A 23,057-nucleotide genomic window follows, 5' to 3' on the forward strand; every position below is an offset into this window, starting at 1 on the left:
ATTTTCAGGGATGGTTGCTGTTCAATTATCAATGTTCTTGTTTTGCTTGTTGCCGTTTCAGCAGCAACTCGTTTATATTATCACGATTGCTCTGCTTTGTCAACAACTTTTTTATATTTTTCTTCGTTATTCAAAACTTAAAATCAATTAAATTTTTCTGTCTGAACTGCTGTCTCAACAGTCAGCTTGTGTATAATACTACGTATTTCGACTGTTGTCAACATGCTTTTTTAATTTTTTTATTTTTATGTATTTGTCAATTAAATCTAACTGCAATTATTACTTCTAGCGATCTTTGTCATCCTACATTAATAGAATTAGTTTTACTTATTATTCAAATATAATATCAGTATGACTTTATCTGTGTTGTATTTAACTTGTTTTAATTTATATTCTAAAATCAATCTGTCTGGTACCTATTAATACTTTATGTTAGATTGGATTTGTTTTTTATTCTAAAATATCATTTTACTATTTACGGATTATTTTCTTTTTTCTATTTTTTACCGTAAAAATTTTTAAGCTATTTCCTTCTTTTTAATATTATGTAAACTAAATTACGGATTATCCCAATTTAGTTAGAATAATCCGTAATTATTTTTAATTTTTTTATTTATTATCTATGGTCTTTGGCCTAAGGCTCCTTCGAGTGTAAGCGTTTCGCCACTCATATATTTAAAGTCTGGAGAAGCAAGCTGTACACATACGCGACCTATTTCTTTCTCCACGTCTCCAAAATGTCCCATTGGTGGTGTTTTTACATTTGCTTTAAATGCATCCGGATAAGCTTTTTCAAAATTTTCAAGCTGAGCTGTCCATGCAAGTGGGCATACTACATTTGCATTTATGCCGTCTGCTGCCCATTCGGTTGCAGCAACTCTTGTAAGTCCTCTGATTCCTTCTTTTGCTGCAGCATAAGCACACTGTCCATAGTTTCCAAATAGTCCTGCACCTGATGCAAAATTAATTACAGAGCCTTTTGTTTCTTTTAAATACGGATAGCATTCTTTCATATAGTAGAAAGCCGCATAAACTCCTGAATACATTGCGAGATCAAATTGTTGTGTTGTATGATCTGCTATTGTTACTCCTGAAGCTGATGCCTGTGCATTATTTATTAACACATCAATTCTTCCAAACTCATCTATTGTTTGCTTTACTACATTTGCAACAACAGTTTCATTGTCTGTTCCGGCATTTATGTCAGCCTGAATTGGCAATACTTTTATTCCGTATTTGCTTTCCAATTCTTCTTTTGCGTCTGTAAGTTTTTTAACGTTACGTCCTGTAAGTACCAAATTGGCACCTTCTTTTGCATAAGCCGTTGCTATTCCGTAACCTATTGAACCACAGCTTCCATCCTGCAATACTGCTCTTCCTCCACCTGTTATAATGGCTGTCTTTCCTGTTAAAAATCCCATATCAGTTTCTCCTTTCTTTACTCTTCCATTATTTTTTCTGAAAAGTTTATTTTGCCCCAAGGTTCTTCCATTACAATTGTAACTTTGCTTTTCCATTGTTGATACATTTCATCTGCGCTATTTTTTTCTTTTGCGTTTAATATATCTTCAACTTTTTTTGCAATTTTTTCTTTTTTGTAAATTTCAACTAGTCTTTCTTTACTAATATTAACTTTTGATAACATTTTTTCGCTGGAATTTTCTAAATAGTAGTCAGCTTCTTCATTTGCCTCGCTTTCTTCTTCTGCACTCAAGGACACGTCATATTTTGAAGCTTCCTCGTATAATGCCTGTCTTTCGCAAATATTGCTAAGTATCTGGCTTTTTACTCCTTCTTCTAGTGTTACACCTATTTTTAGTTTTTTATTCCACTTAAGTTCTTTATTTTTTGACATATAATAAACTTCGTATGTTGCCTGTGTTTTGTAGGCATAATATCGAACTTCATCCATATATATGTCCGCTATGTCTGCTTTAGAATCATTGTCTTCTATTTTTATTCCTATCGATTCTTTTGATGCAACAGTCTGGCTTTCACTAGATGGTTGATTATTTTGTTCATTATTATTTTGTGTTAATGAATTTTCTAAATTTGATTCTACTGTTACTGATTCCGTAGTAGCTTCCTTCTGCTTATTGGTATCAGGGGATTTGCTACTTGTGCATCCCACTATAGCCATTGCCACTACAAAACATGTAAGTGTAGCCATCATTTTTTTATTTTTCATCGATTCTACTCCTGTTTATGCTGCTGTGTTGTTATTTTTGAGATTTGCTCAGCCATAACCATTTTATTGTTATGTTATATTTTTTCCATCATTAGCAATTCTTCTGATTAACTTCTTTTTAAGCTTCGGATATCTTCAATTACTTTTCGCATATTTTCCATCAATTCATCAGCGTCTTTTGCCGGTTTCATCGGAATATATTCGAAGTAAGGTGTTTTGTCCGGAATTAATTTTAATCTTCTGTTGTATTTGCTTAGTATTTCCGGTATTTTTTCTGTTTCAATCGGAGCCGTAGGATGCATTGTAAATTTAAGTTTTGTCTTATTTCCTGTTATTTCAGTTATATAAGCTTCATGTGCTGTTGCTTTTATGAGTACAATTTTCAACAGATTTTCTACCTGTCTAGGCATTTCTCCAAATCTGTCTATTAACTCATCCTGCATATCTTCGTATTCTTCCTGCGTTTCTATGCCTGCAATTCGTTTATACACATCCATCTTCTGGCTCTCGCTTTTAATATACCCTGCAGGAACGAATGCATCTATAAGTACATCAATTTTTGTTTCAAATTCAAGTGTCGGAGTTTTTCCTTTTCTTACAAGAATTGCTTCATTTAGCATTTTACAGTACAGATCATAACCTACCGCCTCCATGTGTCCATGTTGCTGCGCTCCAAGTAAATTCCCGGTTCCTCGTATTTCCAAATCTCTCATGGCAATTTTTACGCCGGAACCTAATTCCGTGAAATTCTTTATTGCACCAAGTCTCTTTTCTGCTACCTCTGATAGCAATTTATTTCTTGTGTACATCATAAACGCATATGCAGTCCTATTTGAACGACCTACTCGTCCTCTAAGCTGGTACAACTGAGATAATCCCATTTTTTCTGCATTATGAATTATGATTGTATTTGCATTTGAAACATCAATCCCTGTTTCTATTATAGTAGTAGAAACTAATACGTCTATATCTCCATTTACAAAATCATACATAATTGTTTCTAACTGTCGCTCACTCATTTGACCATGTGCAAATGCTACATTTGCATCAGGCACAAGTCTTTGTATTTCGGCAGCACGTTCTGCTATGTTTTGTACAATATTGTATACATAATAAACCTGACCATTTCGTAATAGTTCTCTGTTTATAGCTTCTCTTACGATTTCATCATTATATTCCATTACATATGTCTGTATCGGCATTCTATCCTGTGGTGGTTCTTCCATAATAGACATATCTCTTATTCCGATAAGACTCATATGCAATGTTCTTGGAATTGGCGTTGCAGTCATCGTTAATACATCTATATTATTTTTTAGTTCTTTAATTTTTTCTTTATGTTTTACACCAAATCGTTGTTCTTCATCTATTATAAGCAAACCTAAGTCTTTAAATTTCACGTCTTTTGAAAGAACTCTGTGGGTTCCGATTACGATATCTACATAACCTTTTTTCAAATCTCTTATTGTCTGCTCCTGATTTGCTTTTGTTCTAAATCTCGAAAGCATTTCCACTCTTACAGGAAAATCTTTGAATCTTTGTGTAAATGTCTTGTAATGTTGTTGCGCTAAAACGGTTGTCGGCACAAGGTATACTACCTGTTTATTATCCTGTACTGCCTTGAATGCCGCACGTATGGCAACTTCTGTTTTTCCAAATCCTACGTCTCCACATACAAGTCTGTCCATAGTCTTTGTGCTTTCCATATCCGCTTTAACCTGAGAAATTACTTCTAACTGGTCATCTGTTTCTTCAAACGGGAACATCTCTTCAAATTCTTTTTGCCATTCTGTGTCCGGACTAAATACAAATCCTGTGCTGTCCTGTCTTGTCGCATACAATTCAATTAACTCGTCGGCAATATCTGCCACTGCCTTTTTAACTCTTGTTTTTGTTTTTTTCCATTCAGTTCCACCTAATTTATTAAGCTTAGGTGGTTTTGCTTCACTGTCAGCATATTTTTGAATCATGTCGAGCTGAGTTGCAAGAATATAGAGATTGCTACCGCCTTCATATTCTATTTTTATATAATCCTTCACGGTGCGGTCTACTTCAATTTTTTCAATTCCTTTGTAGATTCCAAGTCCGTGATTTTCATGTACAACATAATCTCCTATATTTAAATCTGAAAAATCTGAAATATGTGTACCTGAATAATTATGTTTCTTTCTTCTTTTTTTCTTTTTCTCACCAAAAATATCAGTATCACTTATTACTACAAATTTTATCATAGGATAAGCAAAGCCTCCGCGCAGGTGTCCTGTCACTATCATTACTTCTCCACTAAGTGCTTCTCTTTCTTTATCCTCTTCGTAAAATGCACTTATGCCAAATCCGCGTAAATCTTCTGCTAGTCTTTTTGCCCTCGTCAGGCTTGCACAAACCATTATTACTTGATATTTTTGTTTTTTATATTTTTTTAAATCCTCAACTAGCATTTCAAATTTGTTATTATAAGGGCTTATTGTTTTTGCTTCTACAGATGCAATTTCATCTACTGTAAAATTCTTTACAGTCTGATCCAATGAAGTAAATAGCACTTTCTTTACTGAGTCTAGCTTACTTTCGATTGTTTTTCTACTCCACACAATGTCAGTCTGTCCTGGCAAAACGTAACCTTTTTCTAAACGATTGCTCATGCTGTCTCTAAATTCCGTCTCAACAGCTTTCATCTGCTCATCAACTCTTTTTGGCTCGTCTATAAAGAACGCCGCATCTTTTAAATAGTCAATAAAGCTTACCATTCCATCATAGAAATAGTTTACATAACTATCAAATGACATTCCATTTTCATTTATTTCTTCATTATCTATAAATTCTTTTATTATAACTTCAAGTCTATGCGCTTCTTCTGTTTTAAATTGTTTTCTAAGTGCTTCAGAATTTTTCTTTAAGTCTTTTTTTATTTTATCAATTCCGGCTCTTATTTCTTCTTTTGTTAATACATAGTCAGTTGCCGGATATATTGTTATTTTTTCAAGATTTTCTATTGATCTTTGTGTTTCTACCTCAAAGCTTTTTATAATATCAACTTCATCATCCCACATGTCAATTCTATATGGCACTTCGTCTGTCAATGTATAAATGTCTATAATACTTCCTCTTATAGCAAACTGTCCCGGTGACTCTACCTGTTCTGCTCCCTCGTATCCCATTTGAACAAGCTTATGTCTTATTGCATCCATTTCAATAATGCTGCCTTCAGAAATTCCCAGAACATTTTCTTTAATTCTGTCTAATGGCATTATTTTATCCATAAGTCCATCTGCTGTAGTCACAATTGTACATGGTTTATCTTCTACAAGTTTCTTTATGCATTCCAGTCTTTGCTGCAGGATTACGTTTCCATGTACGTCTGCTGAAAAGAATATGAAATCCTTCGCAGGATACAATACAACATTTTTATCAAATGCTTTTAAATCTTCATAAAGTTCCTTTGCTTTTGTTCCACTAAAAGTAACGATGACTTTATTTTTGTAGCCATCGCTTAATCCTGTTATAAAATGTGCAAGCTGAGAATCCGCACACCCTGTTACCTGACATGTTTTTCCTGTATCAAGGCATTCCTTAGCGCGTTCAAATCCATTTAATTTTTGTAGTGGATAAAAAAATGTATTCATTGTGTCCTTCCTTATTGTTTTAATGATGCCAGAATTGTGGCGGCGTAGCATGAAACAATCCGTAGGCATCAAAGTTGTGAGTTTTTAACCTCAACATTATTTTAATTTAGTTATATTTGTTCATTGCAGTCTCAATATTTTCTAGAATCATTACTTCAGCAGCTGATGCAGCGTTTCGTACCGCTTCATCTACGATTTTTCTTTCCTTGCTACCGAATTTTCCTAACACGTGATTAACCAAATCTCCCTGATTTTCACCTACTCCAACTTTTATTCTCTTAAAGTTTTGTGTACCGGTATGGGCTATTATACTTTTTAGTCCATTGTGACCACCGGCACTTCCTTTAGCTCTTATTCTTATCTTCCCTACATCTAGACTGATGTCATCTGCTATTATTATTATTTCCTGTTGTGGGTCTAATTTATAAAAATCCATTACTTCTCTTACAGATTCCCCACTATTATTCATATATGTCTGTGGCTTTACAAGTATGACCTTTTCATTTCCTATCATTCCTATTCCACAAAGTGCCTTATGTCTTCTTGTATTTACCTGAACTCCCATCTGAGATGCTAATTCATCTATTACATCAAATCCTATATTATGTCTTGTCTTGTCATATTTTTTGTCCGGATTTCCAAGTCCTACTATTGCGTACATGTATTTTCTCCTTTATTTTTATAAATTTTTTCTAAAAACCTTCTCATTTATTACTATCTCTTTATCTTTAACATTTTATTATTATTATAGTTTACCCTTTATTGCTCTTTATTTAAAGACTTTTTGGCAATAAATTAATTTAAACTGCACACAATTTTTTATACATATGACTATTGTGCATAGCACTTCGATGCTACTTTGCTTCTTCTCAGCGATTATACATTCGCCAAATTTCTAAAATTGTGTATAATTAAAAATGGCATAACCACAATCGGGCATGCCATTTTAAGATAATAACTATTTTTATTCCAATTTACATTATGTCTATTCTGGATCTGGTTCTAACAATGCTTTTTCATAAGCTGCTAAAACAATTTCCTGAATTGAATTACGAGTCTGTGAATTGATTGGATGAGCAATATCTCTATATTCTCCATCTGCTGCCTTACGACTAGGCATTGCAATAAACAATCCTTTTTCACCTTCTACTACTTTGATGTCGTGAATAACAAATTCATCATCAATTGTAATTGAAACAACCGCTTTCATCTTGCTTTCTTTTGTCATCTTTCTGACTCTTACATCTGTAATATTCATATTTTTGCCTCCTCATTGTTTTGTAGAACATTACTTTTATTTTTACGCATCAATCATCACATATCAATGCGTCAAATACTTTTATAACCCGTATCTAAAGTTACGCTCTATTATAATTTTAGGTTCACTTTCATGATTAATTATTTCTGTATTAGGTTTAATTGTTCCGTGACTTTCAACGATACAGTTTTCAAGATGTACGTTGTCTCCAATATAAACATCATTAAGTATAATACAATTCTTTATCGTACTGTTATTTCCGATGTAAGCCTGTTTAAATACAACCGAATCATCTACTTTTCCATTTACTATGCATCCGCCTGAAATTAAGCTGTTGCTAACATCTGCTCCCGGATTATATTTTGCCGGTGGTAAATCTTCTACCTTTGAATATACATCCGGATATGTTCTAAAGAAATAATTTCTAACTTCCGGTTTGAGGAAATCCATGTTTGTATTGTAATATCCATCAACTGTAGAAATATTCCTCCAATAATCAGTTGTCTTATAAGAGTAAATCTTACGATTATTCTTATTTCTCTGTATAATGTCAGATACGATATCATATCTGTCCTCTTCCATACACTGTTCAATCAACTGGATGAGTAATCTTCTTCTAATTACATATACCCCTGTTGAAATTAAAGTTCCATCACTTTCAATTGGCTTTTCTTCAAATTTTACAATACGTCCATCATCATTAGTTGTTACTACTCCATAATTAGATACCTTACCATCCGGTAAATCTGTTGTAACAATTGTTATATCTGCATTCTTTTCAATATGATATTCTAATACTTTATTGTAGTCTAACTTGTAAACTGCATTAGATGATGCAATAACTACATATGGCTCATGGCTCTTCTTAAGGAATCCTATATTCTGTGCAATTGCATCTGCTGTTCCTCTATACCAGAAACCATTGTCAGATGTAATTGACGGAGTAAATACATATAAGCCTCCCTGCTTTCTACCAAAATCCCACCATTTTGATGAACTAAGGTGCTCATTTAATGACCATGCGTTGTACTGTGTAAGTACAGCTACTCTCTGAATATGAGAATTACTCATATTACTCAAAGCAAAATCAATAGCTCTGTAACTACCTGCTATTGGCATTGCCCCTACGGCTCTTTTTGCTGAGAGTTCTTTTAATCTGTTACTGTTTCCACCTGCTAAAATAATTCCTATCGCTCTCATTAAATTTCACCTGCCTTAATTATATAGTCTCCTGATTCAAGTTTTCCGTCAGGGTAATCGCTAATTACAGTCTTACCTGATATAGCTACATTTCTTCCAACTGTAACATTGGATGGTATGGTTGAATTTTCACCAATAACTACTAAATCACTGGCATAAACTCTTGTATCAAGTTTACTATCTGCATACTCACCCGTTCCGATTGTACATTTTTCACCGATAACGACATTCTCTGCAATGATTGCCTTGTCCACTACAGTTCCTTTCTTAATAACCGTATTGTCCATAATAATTGAATCCCTAACTATTGCTCCTTCTTCAATTACAACATTGGCACTGATTACTGAGTTAGATACATTACCATGTATCTCACATCCGTTGCCTATGATACATCTTTCTACAGATGCCTCCTTGGCTACATACTGTGGTGGCAATGAACTGCTCTTAGTATATATTTTCCAAAATTCTTCATATAAATTAAATTCAGGTACAATATCTATTAATTCCATATTGGCTTCCCAATATGACTGTAATGTTCCTACATCTTTCCAATAGCTTGAATATTCATAAGCAAAAATTCTCTGTTCCTTATCAAAACAGTATGGAATTACATGCTTACCAAAGTCACAATTAGGCTGATTCTTAAGTGCTAAAAGTGCTTCCTTAAGTACATCCCAACTAAATATGTAAATACCCATTGAGGCTAAATTGCTCTTAGGTACAGGTGGCTTCTCCTGAAACTCTGTAATTCTGTGATTTTCATCTGCAATTACAACACCAAATCTACTTGCCTCCTCAATAGGAACCGGCATAACTGCAATTGTAATATCTGCATTGTTGGCCTTATGGTAGTCAAGCATAACTTCATAGTCCATCTTGTAAATATGGTCACCTGATAAAATTACTACATACTCAGGATTATAGCTCTGCATATAATCAATGTTCTGATATATAGCATTAGCTGTTCCTGTATACCAATCTGTATGCTCACTTCTTTCATATGGAGGTAATACTGTTACTCCTCCGATATTTCTATCTAGGTCCCATGGAATTCCAATGCCAATGTGGGCATTAAGTCTTAATGGCTGATACTGTGTTAATACACCTACAGTATCTACACCTGAATTAATACAGTTACTAAGTGGAAAATCAATAATCTTGTACTTGCCTCCAAACGCAACCGCAGGCTTAGCTACCTTGGATGTTAAAACTCCAAGTCTGCTTCCTTGTCCGCCTGCGAGTAACATGGCAATCATCTCTTTTTTAATCATGTCGTTCACCTCGCTGCTAATTTTATAAAGTAGTTAAATTATACCATTTAATCGCCCATATTTAAAGGATTTTCTTTGATTTTTTTATTACATTTTTCTATATACGAAACGTTTTTATTTAGTTTTTTGTACATTTTCAACAATTTTCGTCATATTATTGCAGTTAATTTCTAATTTGTCTTTTTTTTAACAATTCTTTTAATGTCATAATCTTAAATTTTTCCTTTTATTTTCTTTTTTTTAAGAGTATACTTATAAAGCAAATAGGAGAGTTTAGCCTTTATTTTTCAGTAAATATGGCGTTTTTTCAGTAAAAAATAATTACTTTCTTATAATATTGAAAACTTTTATTTTGTTACTACTTAATATAAAGTAACCAAAATTTATTACTTATTAAAAGAGGTATCACAAATGTATATTTTAAATTTTAACGAACCATGTAAATTACATTTTACGGGAATTGGTGGAATCAGCATGAGTGCTTTAGCAGAAATTATGTTATCAAGACATTTCACTGTTACAGGTTCTGACAATCAAAATTCACAGATTACAGCACATCTTGAATCATTAGGTGCAAAAATTTTCTACGGTCAGCGTAACGAAAATGTTTCACCTGACACTGATGTACTTATTTATACAGCTGCGGTAAAAAATGATAATCCTGAATTAGTAGCTGCAAGAGAATATGGGATTCCAACATTAACACGTGCAGAGTTTTTAGGACAAATGATGAAAAATTACGATGTTGCAATTGGTGTTTCAGGAACTCACGGAAAAACCACTACAACTTCAATGATTTCACAGATTTTACTTCAGGCAAATACTGACCCTACTATTTTAGTCGGTGGAATTATGCCTGCAATCAAAGGTAACACCAGAGTTGGTCACTCAGGAACAATGATTACTGAAGCCTGCGAATACACAAATAGCTTCTTATCATTTGCACCAACTGTAGGCATTATTTTAAATGTTGCCGCAGATCATCTTGACTTCTTTAAAGATTTAGATGATATTCGTCATAGTTTTAGAAGATACGCAGAATTGCTTCCTGCTAACGGAGCTTTAATTATCAACGGAGACATCGACAATCTCGAATATTTTACAAAAGACTTAGACTGCAAAGTTATTACTGTAGGTTCTGAAGAATCAGGCAGTATGTACACTGCAAAAAATATTACATTTGATGAATTTGCTCATGGAAGCTATGATTTGTATGTTGAAGGAGAATTTAAGCACAGAGTTACTTTAAAGGTAACAGGTATGCACAACATTTATAACTCTCTTGCAGCAATTGCAACTGCTCACTTTTTAAATATTGATAAAGAAGATATTCTTAATGGTCTTGAAGCTTATGGCGGAACTGACAGACGTTTCCAATTCAAGGGCAAACTTGGTGATATAACTATTATTGATGATTATGCTCATCATCCTGATGAAATTACTGCAACGCTTAAGACTGCTGAACATTATCCTCATAAAAAGTTATGGGTTGTATTCCAGCCTCATACATATACAAGAACTAAGGCTCTACTTCCTGAGTTTGCAAAAGCATTATCAGAGGCTGACGCTGTTGTTCTTGCAGATATTTATGCAGCAAGAGAAAAGAACACTTTAGGAATTAGTTCTAAAAATTTGGCTGATGAAATAGAAAAATTAGGTACTGAAGTACATTATTTTCCAACTTTCGATGAAATTGAAAATTTTTTATTAGAAAATTGTAATGATAATGACTTATTAATAACTATGGGTGCCGGAGATGTCTATAAAATCGGCGAAAAGCTGCTAGGTAAATAAAGTTATTAACACTATCCGTAAAAATGTGGTAAAAAGTTATCAACATTTTTACGGATTTTTAGTTTACATAACATTTTGTATTTTTAAACCTGATAAATGCCCTATTTAAAGCCTTTTTACAATTTTCGACAAATTATTTTCGAAAGTTATTCACATTATTAACATTATTAACATTTGCCTGAACCCCTTTAAAAATGGGCGTTTCAGTGTTTTTCAACCCTTTTCAAATAAAATTTATTGTGCTATACTTTGTCTTGCTTGAGAGAGAAAAAGGATTTTGACCTTTATTATTTTTTTGCTTTCTCAAGAAATTGGTTTACATAACATTTTGAGAATTTGAGAGGTTTTTATCATGGGTAAGTTAGTTATAGATAGAGGGAATTTTACAGATTTAACATCAGTATCTAATCTTTTTATTGATGAATATATGCCAAATGCCAATGGCGAATTTGTTAAAATATATTTATATCTTTTAAGATTAGTTTCCGGACATTCTACTGAAATAACAACAGATGCTTTGGCTGATCTTTTATGTTTTACTGAAAGTGATGTTGAACGTGGGTTATCTTACTGGGAACGCCTCGGTCTTATTTCTCTTTCAAGAGATGAGGACATGCATGTTAACGGAATTCGCATGGAAGCATATACAACTAATAAATTTTATGTTAAATCAATATTAAACTCTTCAGGAAGCCAGGTTTCAGCAAGAGCTGTTGGCGATACTTTTTATGGCAATTATGAAGACGTTAATTCTGAGCCTGCATTAATCGAAAGTATTGCACCTGCAAATGCAATTCCTGCCAAGCACAAATATACTTCTAAAGAAATTTCCGCATTCAGCAAGGATCCAAGGGTTCAGCAGTTAACATTTCTTGCCCAAACTTATCTTGGTAAGACATTAAACAGTAATGATGTTAATTCTATTTTATATATGATTGATGGTTTAAATTTATCTTCTGATTTTATAGAATATCTTATGGAGATGTGCATTTCATCAGGAAATAATACTTTAGGCTCTATCGAAAAGTCAGCTGTCAACTATTATAAACGTGGAATTACAACTATTGATGATATTAAATTTGATACAAAAATCAGGAAATCAATTTATAAGAGTGTCTTTAAAATATTTGGATTAACTGACCAGAACGCAGCAAAGAAGGATGTTAATTACATTTCTAAATGGACAGAAACTTATAATTTTTCAGAAGATATTATTGTTGAAGCTTGCAACCGTACAATGGAACATACCCATACAGCAAGTTTTCCTTATGCTGACACAATCCTTAAAGGATGGTATAATAACGGTATTACAGAGTTATCACAAGTTGAACAGTTAGATGAAGAACATGCTAAAGAAGTTTCTGAGAAGTTTTCATCTCTTCAGGCTTCTAAGGCTTCTAACAAATCATGCTCAGCAAGTCTTAAGAAGTTTAAAAACATGGACGAGCGTACATACGATTCTATTGAGTTAGAAAAAATGTTACTTTCATCTACAAATAGAAAATAGGTTTTAAATTATGGGTTTAAAAAGAGAACAATACGACGTTATTAGCAATATGTATAATATGCGCCGTTTAAACAATAAAATTGAATTAGAAGAGAGAATTGCCAAGGTTTATGAAAAAGCCCCTGAAGTTGAAGAAATAAGCCACCAGATTAGTTCTTTGGCCATTTCAGCCGGAAGGAAAGCTTTAGCCGGGGATTCTTCAGCAGTTGATTCACTAAAAAGGGAATTAGTCTTATTAAAAGATGATAAGAAGGCTGCTTTACTTGCCGCCGGTTTTCCATGTGATTATCTGGATGAGATATTTACATGCCCTGACTGTAAAGATACAGGTTTTATAAATGGTGAACCATGCCACTGCTTTACTAAGGCTGTTGTTGAGGAATTATACTCACAATCTAACTTAAAAGAGATTCTTATGCGAGAAAACTTTGACAATTTTAACTTTGACTATTACAATAGTGGCGAAGTAGATTCTATTACGGGAAAAACTCCTCTTGAAAATATTGAGGATGTTGTTGACCATTGCAGGTATTTTATTAAGAATTTTAAAGACAGTCATGAAAGTCTTTTGATTTATGGGAATGCAGGTGTTGGCAAGACTTTTCTAGTTAACTGCATTGCTAAAGAACTTATAGAACAGGCTTACTCTGTTATTTATTTATCTGCAGTTCAATTATTTGACCTGTTGGCTGATTTATCATTTAACAGCCACAAATCTACGGGAAATAAACATATTAGTATGAGAGAACTTCTAAGCTGTGATTTATTGATTATTGATGACCTTGGCACGGAAATGGCTAATTCATTTACTGCCTCATCACTTTTCAATTGCCTTAATGAACGCCTTATACGTCAAAAATCTACTATTATTTCTTCAAATCTTTCAGTAGATGAATTGAAGCAAAACTATACTGAGCGTATTTTTTCACGTGCAGTTGGCAATTATACTGTTATGAAGATTTTTGGCGATGATATAAGAATAAAAAGTAAATTTAACAATTAACACACGGAGGAAATCTAAAAATGTCTAACAAAAAATTTATCGAATCTATCCCTGTAGGTCCGCTTGCAATTGTTGCTTTACCTGGAAGTAAAGCTCTCGGAGATAAAGTTGATGCTTATATTTCCGGATGGAGAAGTGAAAGACTTGAAGCTAAAGAATCACCTATTACCTTCAAAGGATATGTTAAGGATTCTTATCTTCTAAACGTAAGCGTTCCTAGATTTGGTACAGGCGAAGCAAAATGCGCTTTAAAAGATACTGTACGTGGTTGTGACCTTTACATCATTGATGATGTTACTAACCACAGTATCGAATACACAGTATGCGGTCAAAAGAATCATATGTCTCCAGATGATCATTATGCTGATATCAAGAGAGTTATCGCTGCTGCAAGTGGTAAAGCACGTAAAATTACAGTTATCATGCCTTTCTTATATGAAAGCAGACAGCATAGACGTTCATCTAGAGAATCTATGGACTGCGCTGTAATGCTTCAGGAATTAGTAAATATGGGTGTTGATAATATTATTACATTTGACGCTCATGACCCTCGAGTTAATAATGCAATTCCTATTAGTGGATTTGAGTCAGTTATGCCAACATATCAGTTCATTAAAAACCTTTTAAGAAATGTTCCTGATATTAAACTTGATTCTGACCATTTAATGATGATCAGCCCTGATGAAGGTGCTATGGGAAGAGTTGTATACTATGCAAACGTTTTAGGTGTTAACATGGGTATGTTCTACAAACGTCGTGATTATACAAAGGTTGTAGATGGACGTAATCCAATTGTTGCACATGAATATTTAGGGGATTCCGTTGAAGGTAAAGATGTTTTAATTATTGATGATATGATTTCTTCCGGTGATAGTATGTTAGACGTAGCTAAACAGCTTAAGAAGAGAAAAGCAAACAGAGTATTTGTTGCTTCTACATTTGGTTTATTTACAAATGGTTTAGAGAGATTCGATGAAGCTTATGAACAGGGATTAATTTACAGAGTTATGACTACAAACAGTATTTACCAGACTCCAGAGCTTCTTGAAAAAGAATGGTACATCAATGTTGATATAAGCAAATTTACAGCTTTATTCATTGACAGATTAAACCATGACGCATCAATTAGTGACATCTTAAACCCAATTGATAAGATTACTAAAAAGATTAATGAATATAATAATAAATAATTGAATTAATTTACTATAATATTAAACTGTTGTGTTTACAACCATAGTTGCAAATGCAACAGTTTTTTTAATACAAAAAACCTTCAAAAGATTATATTGAGGAAATTCCAAAGAACAAACTTTTTGGATATATCATCTCATATCTCTTGAAGGTTTTATTTTTATGTATTAATTTTTTATGTATTATTTTTTATGCATTAAATTGTTATGTATTTATTCTTTATCTCTTGTACAAATTGCTCTGTTCTAGCCGTTTTGTTTTAATTAATTATAATTCTGTCGGAATTAATTATAGTCAATTCCAGTTCTTTCTGTTGCAGTTAGCTATAATCAATTACAAATCTGTTGCAGTTAACTCTAGTTCTGTTCTGCGAATTCTTTAAGTACGCTTATTGTCATTTCGTACTCTTTTTCTACATCTTTAAACATTTCATCACAGCCTTCAAGCTTTCCTGCTCTTAACTGTTCAGTAATCTTTGAGCTTGCTTCATATAACTTGTCAAATCCAAGATTAACACATACACCCTTTAATGTGTGTGCTGCCCTAAATGAATCATCCAAATTTTTGCCTGCTAATGCATCTTTTAAGTTCTGGAAACTTGAATCGTCTAAAAACTTAATTGCAAATTTTTTGATTATCATTTCACTGCCTAATCTTCCTAGGACTTTTTCATAGTTTGAGTCCATCTTTTCGTAGCATTCTTTTGTGGTCATAGTCTGTTCCTCCTATTTAACCTGTTCAATTTTATTTCCTGTTTTTGTAAACCCAATCCCCACAAATTTATTACATTACCAATCTCATTATTTATTATTTAAATTGATTAGCATGTAGCATCTACTAATCAATCTAATTTCTTCAAGTGATAATCAAGTCCAAGCTTGTCCGCCATAACCTTTTCTCTTGTATGACATGAGAACACTATTACCTGGTCAAGATTTTCTGCCATAAACTTCATTGTGTTTCCCATTCGTTTATTATCGTACATTGCAAAAGTATCGTCAAGCAAAATAGGTTTTGTATCGTTTTCAAATATTATATCTGCTGCTGCAAGCCTTAAAGCCATGTAAATTTGTTCAACAGTTCCCTTACTTAATTTAAAAGATGATATTAAAGCATTTCTACCATTAACTGAAACATTTAAGTTATCATCTATAACAATATTGTTGTATTTTCCATTTGTAATCTTTGACATATAGTAAGAAGCCTTTTCGTTAAGTCGTCTTCCAAAACTGTTTCTAACTTCATAAGCTATTTCTTCAATTTCTCTTTTAGCATTCTCTAATGCTCTTATTTCAATCTCTGCATTTTTAATTGATTGAAGTTTTGCTTTTAAATTCTCTATATGCTTTTCTAATTCAATATCCTGTTCCTGCTTCTGCTCTAATACCCCTTGCTCTTTTCCAATTTTTTCCTTAAGCGCTGCATATTCTTCATCAAGTTCTTTTATCTCTTCACTATAATCATCGCTTGATAATTCTGATTCTTCAAGATTTTTTAAAGATTCTTTAGCTACACTTAAATTAGCTCTTCTGTTATCAAGTTGACGCTCTGTATATGTTTTTTCATTATTTAATGCATCTAACTTATCCATGATAAGTTTAGTTTCTTTTAAATTTTCAGCAAGTCTTTCTTTGCTCTTTACATTCATAAAAAACTTAACAATTGTTGCTATTAAAAATGCTAATGCTAATCCTGCCGGTATTCCAATTTTTAAAATGCCTTTGCTTGAAAAATCAAGTAATTCAGGATTTGCCATAAACATACCTATTGAACATCCAAGGCATACAACTGTTATAAGGGCGAACACAATTGGTATATTTGTCGCCTTATTTAAGGCGTTGCTTACTCGTTCCATTACTTCCCTTGTTGGAATTCCTTTTGACTCTAACTGCTTTTCCATTTCTCCCTTTTGAGCCGTTATCTCTGTCAAAGTTCTTGAAGCCTTATCAATTTCATGGTTAAGCTGCATTATTTCATTGTAAAGATTTTCTTTTCTGGCACTGTATTTTGTCATTTCTTCTAATCTGACAGCATCCTTTCCTGCCAAATCCTGCTTTTTTGCCAGTAACTCCGCTTCTTTACTCCTGTCTAAATCAATTTCAGAAATTATTGTATCCTGCTCTCTTTTAGACATCTCTATTTCTTCTGCGGTTTCTTCCATATCACGAATTACTGATTCTTTAGAACCTACTTTATTTTCGCTTATTATTTCTTTACGCTCAGCATCAAGACTTGTCAAAGCCTGTTTCATATCAATTTCCATAGACTTTGTTGAGCCTAAATTTGCTGCGTAGTTCTTTAATATATTTTCTAATTCTTTATCAGTTGCACTTCCAATCTGGCTTATGCTAATCGTGTTATAATAACAACTTTCATCTAAGCCTCTAAACAACTGCTTTATTTCGTTGTCATCAAGTTCTCTTCCAAGGTCCTCATCTATGACACGAAATGATTTTTCATTTTTATTAAAATTTCTTTCAAAACGATAGTCCTTACCATCGTTTTCAACTCGCATCATTCCACGATATACTTCAGGATTAATCCATGGTTCATATTTGGTATATGTATCTTTTCCGCTGGCTTTTCCACGCTGTTTATCTATACCAAAAAGCATTCCTCTTATGAATGTGTGTATTGTTGTTTTTCCGGCTTCATTTTCACCATAAACAATGTTTAATCCTCTTTCGAAATGAATTTCCGTATCATGAAATTTGCCAAAATTAATCAATCGAATATCTTTTATTATCATTGTTTGTCCTCCATAGCCTCAAGTAACGCCTTAACCCCATAGTATAAGGTCTTCTGCTGTATTGGAGAGAGAACATCCTGGTCGATATATTTTTCAATAAACATTCCTAACAGATTATCTTTATTTCTTTCATATAATTCTTCAAAATCATAGTCAGGCTCTGTTCGGTCCGTTACGGATACTACATTTCCTACCTGAGCCAGACCTTCTAAGTCAATATCAAAATCAGGATTTCTATAACCTACTATTGTTACTTTATATATATTATCTCTGCCTTCTTTTTCTATAAATTCCATAAGAGTGTGTCTCAGTTCCATGTTCGTAGCATTTGTAGTTACCGTCATTTCCGCATGTTTATATTCTCTCTTAGAAAAAGACTGGAATCTTATATTCAAATTCTGCTTAGTTACTTCTCCATATATAAATCCTCTAGGGCCTATTTCATTTACATCAATAGGTTCAAGGGAACCTGAATATGCCATTCTGTTAGCTTCATCCAAATCCGGAATGTGAATGTGTCCAAATGCCACATAGTCAAATCCCTCAAGCATTATCTTTCTTTTATTAATAGGAATATGCTTATCATCACCACCATGAGCTACAAGAATGTTAATCCTATATGGATTTTTTATTTGTATATCATCATACAGCGGTTCTGTTATCTCATTTTTATAATAACTTAATCCATACACATCAACGCCCAAATCATCTATAGGCACACAATCTACTGTTTTGCTATCAAGAAAATAAACGTTCTTATTCCATTCAAAATTTCTATAAAACGAACCTTTTTTTATTGCATCATGATTTCCTGCACACAACACAACCTTTGTATCCGGAATCGTTGAAAACAGGTAGTCTACCTCCTTCAATTCCCTTAACAATGGCTGTCTATGGAATAAATCTCCTGCAATTATAAGTAATTCTATTTCATCTTCCTTAACTTTTTTTATTAATCTTTCAAATGTTCCCCACATTTCATCTCCCCTGTGGACTGCCCAATCCATTTTACTTTCCGGCGTTGCCCCTAGATGAATGTCGGCTGTGTGTATGAACCGCATGTTGAATGATTCTCCTTTTATTCATAATTTTCTTCAAATGTCCAAATTTTTTGTCCATTATAATCCGTAACAAGGCCTTTATTTGTCTTCGCTACTGTTTCTGCCTCATTTTGATTATAATATATTCCAAATAAATTTCCACCCGCATATACAAAATATTGGTCCTGTGCTGCAGGCTTTATTATTGTATTTACTTCTGTTGATTTTTTGTATTTAATGGAAGCTTCCTCTACTTTTAATTCATTCTTTCCACTTAACTGGTTTACAAATGAAATTGCAAGTTCTTTAAGCTTTAATGTATCCGCAAAATAACTTGATTTTGTCTTTGTTTCTAATTTTTCAGTATTATCTATAAGTTGATCATCAGAAATAGCTTTGCCCTTCTTTTCTCTCTTCATGTTAATAATAGTGTCTGTTATTTCAACACCTGTAATGACTGTATTATCAGAAGAATATGAAGTTATTTCGTTATAATCTTTGTCTATAATTTTTAAAGTATCTATACGCATACTGTCCGAAACATTCTCAGGTTTTGTTATACCATAGATAAGATTGTTTCCTGTATATCCACACGCTGACAACTTTTCGCCATTTTCTCCTGTAAGTTTTTTCTCCTTACCTGTCGTCAAATCTATTACCGTAATACTATCACTATTCATTGTTGTCAAATCGGTATTATAAGCAATTGCTGTTTTTGACTGATTTATCGCATAAGAACCGTCAGGCATATTTTCAACAATTTTGCCGCTTTCCTTTGTTCCTATATTAACATAATATAAACTGTTATCTAACATGAAATAAATTGTTCCATCGTTTACATAACATAATTTGTGAATCTGTTTGTCAATCATCTCTGCAGGCTGGCTAAATGGAATAAACAACAATTCTTTACTTTCATTACTTTCTTTATCATAATGAAATACTGAAATACCATTTTCTCCTAAATGTTCATTACTTGGACTGTATCCATAAACCAGGAAATTGGCATTGCCTTTATCATCTGTCTGAATCATTTTTGCCTTTGTCATTCTGTTTTCTGACACACTTTTGGCATCAAGTGCAAATAATTTTTTCATTCCATTTGATGTTAAATCCATTGTATAAACATCGCCATTAATTTCAAATCCAATGTACTGTCCATTTTCACTTTCAGCAACGTCTATTGTTTTCTGATTCTGGATTCCTAAATCTATAAAAGCTTTTCCAACATTGTTGTCATTTGCTTCCCATACCTGATTTATTTCTCTATTATAATTCAATACATAATTTTGTCCTGAAAAAGTCCATACAACTATTGTTTCTGATACGTTATATGTTTCTTCAACACCTTCTGCATTGCTTGCTTTCACTTGATATTCTAGTGTATATGTTCCTGCTTCTCCGCTGTCTTTGATGCAAAACTCTTTTGCTGAAACATTTATCTTTCCCTGAAGTTCAGGTTTCATTTCACTCCACTGCAACATTTTATAACTTGAAGATAATGTCGTATATCCCAAATCATCATTTTTCAAATCTTCATCAGGCTCTAAATATGTCGCAATATTTAATTCTGTATCCTGTCCTAATGTGCTACTGCTAAACTGCTTTGCAAACGCAATCTGTCCATCTACAAAACTGTCATTCATTACCATGACTCTTGTATAGTAGTATATATTTTCATTATTATTTGTTTCCAATGTTAAAACAAGCTGATATTCCTGTCCCGACTGTAAAATAGCACTGGCATTTATTTCATACAATGTAGTCTTTTCTGTATTTTCTGTCTGTTTTGCTTCCCCATTGTCTATTAATCGGGAATCTTCCGTGCTTCGCACTTCATACTTCATTCCGACAATTGTTCTGCCATTATTTATTATTTTTACAGGTATCACACGACTACTTTCCACCGGAACAATGTTGTCTCTTATATAGTTACTTCCTACTTCTGTTTTATATCCTAATATTGATGCTATCTTTTCTGAGCCATAATATGCATCTACTTCAGGAAGCAATTCGTGTTCATTTGTAGTATTATTATTCTTTGTATCCGATGATTTATCAAATACTTTACCTCTTGTAATACCAAAAACAGCAAGTGTAACCAGTAATATAACAATTACAATTGCTACAACATATCTTTTTTTCATTTTATGTCTCACTTTCCCATTCCAATATGCCGAAATTTTATTTGCTTAAATACGACTTCAGACGGGAAGCTATTTCTCCCCGCCTGTTTCGTATTCATAAGGCACTTCGCCCATTTATTTTTTATTTACAGCTTTTTTACCCTTAGTGCTTTTTGCATGGCTTTTTCTTGCAGCTGCTACTTTTGGGAATTCAAATATAACTGATTCAAATGGATGTAATGGCATGTCCAAACTATATGGCATTCCGTCACATTCACCTTTTTTAGCTTTATATTTTACTTCCTTTGTTTCTCCTGCTTCTGTTGTGAGAAGTCGTTTGTAGGTGCCTGCTTTAGGAACTCCCACTCTGTAATCTTCTCTTGCTATAGGAGTAAAGTTTGTTACAAATCCTATTGCATTCTTATAATTTTCTTCTCCTGTCTTTCTTATAAAACTAAAGATACTTCTATCATTATCATTACAGTTTATCCATTCAAATGCATCGTATCCTTTTGTTTCAGTATACATTGCAGGATATTTTTTGTATAAATGTAATAGTTTTTTAACATATTCATGTAAATCTTTATGTTCAGGTTCTTCCAGTAAATACCAGTCAAGACTTCTTGCTTCTGACCATTCCTGAAGTTGTCCGAAATCCTGTCCCATAAACAATAATTTTCTACCCGGATGTCCAAACATAAATGTATATGCTGTCTTTAAGTTCTTAAACTTATCTGCAGGATATCCAGGCATCTTGTTTAACATTGAACATTTAAGATGAACTACTTCATCATGTGATAACACTAATATGAAGTTTTCACTAAATGCATATGTTAATCCAAATGTCATTTTATTGTGGTTAAATTTCTTGAAATATGGGTCTAATTTTACATATTCAAGGAAATCATGCATCCATCCCATGTTCCATTTATAAGAGAATCCAAGTCCACCGTCTTTAGGGTCCGCAGTTACCTTTGGCCATGCTGTCGATTCTTCTGCAATTATATATGCCTGTGGATTTCTCTGTTTCATAATACTGCTTAAGTGCTTAAAGAATTCTATTGCCTCTAAGTTCTTATTATCGCCGTATTTATTTGGAACCCATTGACCGTCCTGTCGTCCATAGTCTAAATATAACATTGATGCTACTGCATCTACTCTAAGGCCATCAACATGATATTTTTCCACCCAGAATAATGCATTTGCAATTAAGAAGTTAACTACTTCTGTCTTTGAGTAATCAAATATCTTTGTTCCCCAATCAGGGTGTTCTCCTTTTCTTGTGTCCGCATATTCATATAATGGAGTGCCGTCAAACATTGCAAGACCATGTGCATCTTTTGGAAAATGTGCCGGTACCCAGTCGAGTATAACACCAATTCCTGCCTTATGGAATTCATCAACTAAATGCATAAATTCTACAGGCTTACCGTATCTGGCTGTTGGAGCATAATATCCTACAACCTGATATCCCCATGAGCCATCAAACGGGTGTTCCAATACGCCCATTAATTCTACGTGTGTATAACCCATATCTTTTACATATGCTACAAGTTCTTTTGCTAATCTCTTGTAATCATAGAATCCGTCTTCGTCGTTTTCATCTACAAAGTCTTTTTTCCATGAACCCATATGTACTTCATATATTGACATCGGTTCTTCGTAGTGGTTTTCCTTTTTCTCATGCCATTTTTTATCTTTCCATGTATAGTCTTCAATATTAGCTACTTTAGATGCATTTCCAGGTCTCTTTTCTGACCAGAATCCATACGGATCAGATTTGTATAAGGTGTCACCATTCTTCGTTGAAATAACGTATTTATACATTTCACCTTCGCCCACACCCGGAATGAATAACTCCCAAATTCCTGAGTCATTTTCCATTTCCATATTGTGGTCAAATCCTATCCAATTGTTAAACTCACCTACTACGCTGACGTTAACAGCATTTGGTGCCCACACTGCAAAATACGTGCCCTTTACTCCGTCTATCTCCATTAAATGAGCACCTAGTTTGTTGTAGATTTCATAATGTGTACCTTGTCCAAACATATAACAATCGTCTTTTGTTATTATTTTTTTATATTCCATATGGGCCCTCCGTTCGTCT

Annotated in this window: 16 protein-coding genes; 4 read left to right on the forward strand and 12 right to left on the reverse strand. The window is 33.3% G+C overall.

What is annotated here, in order from left to right:
* Positions 1 to 620: 620 nt before the first annotated feature.
* The 7 genes from DWW96_RS12330 to DWW96_RS12360 form a co-directional block, all read right to left on the reverse strand.
* Positions 621 to 1,421, reverse strand: a complete 801-nt coding sequence (locus DWW96_RS12330; protein WP_117910651.1) for an SDR family oxidoreductase — start codon at positions 1,419 to 1,421, stop codon at positions 621 to 623.
* Between the two features lie 17 nt (positions 1,422 to 1,438).
* A complete protein-coding gene (locus DWW96_RS12335; protein ID WP_117910623.1) occupies positions 1,439 to 2,188 on the reverse strand; it encodes a hypothetical protein in 750 nt (249 codons plus the stop codon).
* Positions 2,189 to 2,295: 107 nt separating this feature from the next.
* Positions 2,296 to 5,808 carry a transcription-repair coupling factor gene (gene mfd, locus DWW96_RS12340; RefSeq protein WP_022089211.1) on the reverse strand — a complete coding sequence of 1,171 codons (3,513 nt, stop codon included), beginning with the start codon at positions 5,806 to 5,808 and terminating at the stop codon, positions 2,296 to 2,298.
* A gap of 106 nt (positions 5,809 to 5,914) precedes the next feature.
* A complete protein-coding gene (gene pth / locus DWW96_RS12345; RefSeq protein ID WP_022089210.1) occupies positions 5,915 to 6,469 on the reverse strand; it encodes an aminoacyl-tRNA hydrolase in 555 nt (184 codons plus the stop codon).
* A 324-nt stretch (positions 6,470 to 6,793) separates the two neighbouring features.
* Positions 6,794 to 7,066: a septation regulator SpoVG gene (gene spoVG / locus DWW96_RS12350; protein WP_022089209.1), complete on the reverse strand. Its 273-nt coding sequence runs from the start codon at positions 7,064 to 7,066 to the stop codon at positions 6,794 to 6,796.
* A gap of 81 nt (positions 7,067 to 7,147) precedes the next feature.
* On the reverse strand, positions 7,148 to 8,266 hold the full coding sequence (gene glgD / locus DWW96_RS12355; protein WP_022089208.1) for a glucose-1-phosphate adenylyltransferase subunit GlgD: 1,119 nt from the start codon (positions 8,264 to 8,266) through the stop codon (positions 7,148 to 7,150).
* Positions 8,266 to 9,537: a glucose-1-phosphate adenylyltransferase gene (locus DWW96_RS12360; RefSeq protein ID WP_022089207.1), complete on the reverse strand. Its 1,272-nt coding sequence runs from the start codon at positions 9,535 to 9,537 to the stop codon at positions 8,266 to 8,268. The genes glgD and DWW96_RS12360 overlap by 1 nt, the downstream gene beginning before the upstream one ends.
* A 411-nt stretch (positions 9,538 to 9,948) precedes the next feature.
* On the opposite strand from DWW96_RS12360, the gene murC reads away from it, so the two are divergent.
* From murC to DWW96_RS12380, 4 genes are all read left to right on the forward strand, one after another.
* Positions 9,949 to 11,331, forward strand: a complete 1,383-nt coding sequence (gene murC, locus DWW96_RS12365) for a UDP-N-acetylmuramate--L-alanine ligase (protein ID WP_022089206.1) — start codon at positions 9,949 to 9,951, stop codon at positions 11,329 to 11,331.
* A gap of 352 nt (positions 11,332 to 11,683) precedes the next feature.
* A complete protein-coding gene (locus DWW96_RS12370; RefSeq protein ID WP_022089205.1) occupies positions 11,684 to 12,838 on the forward strand; it encodes a DnaD domain protein in 1,155 nt (384 codons plus the stop codon).
* 10 nt (positions 12,839 to 12,848) lie between these two features.
* Positions 12,849 to 13,841 (forward strand): ATP-binding protein, encoded by a 993-nt coding sequence (locus DWW96_RS12375; protein WP_022089204.1) that lies wholly within the window; start codon positions 12,849 to 12,851, stop codon positions 13,839 to 13,841.
* A 20-nt stretch (positions 13,842 to 13,861) separates the two neighbouring features.
* Complete coding sequence (locus DWW96_RS12380) at positions 13,862 to 15,031, forward strand: ribose-phosphate pyrophosphokinase (protein WP_022089203.1); 1,170 nt, start codon at positions 13,862 to 13,864, stop codon at positions 15,029 to 15,031.
* Positions 15,032 to 15,388: 357 nt separating this feature from the next.
* Here the strand turns inward: DWW96_RS12380 and DWW96_RS12385 are convergent, their stop codons facing one another.
* The 5 genes from DWW96_RS12385 to glgB all read right to left on the reverse strand — a co-directional run bounded on the left by DWW96_RS12385 (position 15,389) and on the right by glgB (position 23,038).
* A complete protein-coding gene (locus DWW96_RS12385; RefSeq protein ID WP_117910624.1) occupies positions 15,389 to 15,745 on the reverse strand; it encodes an Hpt domain-containing protein in 357 nt (118 codons plus the stop codon).
* A 128-nt stretch (positions 15,746 to 15,873) separates the two neighbouring features.
* Positions 15,874 to 17,781, reverse strand: coding sequence for an AAA family ATPase (locus DWW96_RS12390; RefSeq protein ID WP_117910625.1), 1,908 nt, complete (start codon positions 17,779 to 17,781; stop codon positions 15,874 to 15,876).
* Positions 17,778 to 18,842, reverse strand: a complete 1,065-nt coding sequence (locus tag DWW96_RS12395; RefSeq protein WP_117910626.1) for a DNA repair exonuclease — start codon at positions 18,840 to 18,842, stop codon at positions 17,778 to 17,780. The genes DWW96_RS12390 and DWW96_RS12395 overlap by 4 nt, the downstream gene beginning before the upstream one ends.
* Before the next feature lie 17 nt (positions 18,843 to 18,859).
* The gene (locus DWW96_RS12400; RefSeq protein WP_117910627.1) at positions 18,860 to 20,968 is read right to left on the reverse strand and encodes a hypothetical protein; all 2,109 of its coding nucleotides are present in this window, start codon (positions 20,966 to 20,968) and stop codon (positions 18,860 to 18,862) included.
* 114 nt (positions 20,969 to 21,082) lie between these two features.
* Entirely contained in the window at positions 21,083 to 23,038 is a 1,956-nt protein-coding gene (gene glgB, locus DWW96_RS12405) for a 1,4-alpha-glucan branching protein GlgB (protein WP_022089198.1), read from the reverse strand.
* Between the last annotated feature and the right edge of the window lie 19 nt (positions 23,039 to 23,057).

Origin of the sequence: Eubacterium sp. AF17-7, assembly GCF_003461285.1 — a bacterium.
Classification (GTDB): Bacteria; Bacillota; Clostridia; order Lachnospirales; family Lachnospiraceae; genus Eubacterium_U; species Eubacterium_U album.

What these genes read in the sequence shown, in the direction of transcription:
- DWW96_RS12330 (WP_117910651.1), bottom strand. Translation starts at nt 1,421, where the DNA reads ATGGGATTTTTAACAGGAAAGACAGCCATTATAACAGGTGGAGGAAGA.
- DWW96_RS12335 (WP_117910623.1), bottom strand. Translation starts at nt 2,188, where the DNA reads ATGAAAAATAAAAAAATGATGGCTACACTTACATGTTTTGTAGTGGCA.
- mfd (WP_022089211.1), bottom strand. Translation starts at nt 5,808, where the DNA reads ATGAATACATTTTTTTATCCACTACAAAAATTAAATGGATTTGAACGC.
- pth (WP_022089210.1), bottom strand. Translation starts at nt 6,469, where the DNA reads ATGTACGCAATAGTAGGACTTGGAAATCCGGACAAAAAATATGACAAG.
- spoVG (WP_022089209.1), bottom strand. Translation starts at nt 7,066, where the DNA reads ATGAATATTACAGATGTAAGAGTCAGAAAGATGACAAAAGAAAGCAAG.
- glgD (WP_022089208.1), bottom strand. Translation starts at nt 8,266, where the DNA reads ATGAGAGCGATAGGAATTATTTTAGCAGGTGGAAACAGTAACAGATTA.
- DWW96_RS12360 (WP_022089207.1), bottom strand. Translation starts at nt 9,537, where the DNA reads ATGATTAAAAAAGAGATGATTGCCATGTTACTCGCAGGCGGACAAGGA.
- murC (WP_022089206.1), top strand. Translation starts at nt 9,949, where the DNA reads ATGTATATTTTAAATTTTAACGAACCATGTAAATTACATTTTACGGGA.
- DWW96_RS12370 (WP_022089205.1), top strand. Translation starts at nt 11,684, where the DNA reads ATGGGTAAGTTAGTTATAGATAGAGGGAATTTTACAGATTTAACATCA.
- DWW96_RS12375 (WP_022089204.1), top strand. Translation starts at nt 12,849, where the DNA reads ATGGGTTTAAAAAGAGAACAATACGACGTTATTAGCAATATGTATAAT.
- DWW96_RS12380 (WP_022089203.1), top strand. Translation starts at nt 13,862, where the DNA reads ATGTCTAACAAAAAATTTATCGAATCTATCCCTGTAGGTCCGCTTGCA.
- DWW96_RS12385 (WP_117910624.1), bottom strand. Translation starts at nt 15,745, where the DNA reads ATGACCACAAAAGAATGCTACGAAAAGATGGACTCAAACTATGAAAAA.
- DWW96_RS12390 (WP_117910625.1), bottom strand. Translation starts at nt 17,781, where the DNA reads ATGATAATAAAAGATATTCGATTGATTAATTTTGGCAAATTTCATGAT.
- DWW96_RS12395 (WP_117910626.1), bottom strand. Translation starts at nt 18,842, where the DNA reads ATGCGGTTCATACACACAGCCGACATTCATCTAGGGGCAACGCCGGAA.
- DWW96_RS12400 (WP_117910627.1), bottom strand. Translation starts at nt 20,968, where the DNA reads ATGAAAAAAAGATATGTTGTAGCAATTGTAATTGTTATATTACTGGTT.
- glgB (WP_022089198.1), bottom strand. Translation starts at nt 23,038, where the DNA reads ATGGAATATAAAAAAATAATAACAAAAGACGATTGTTATATGTTTGGA.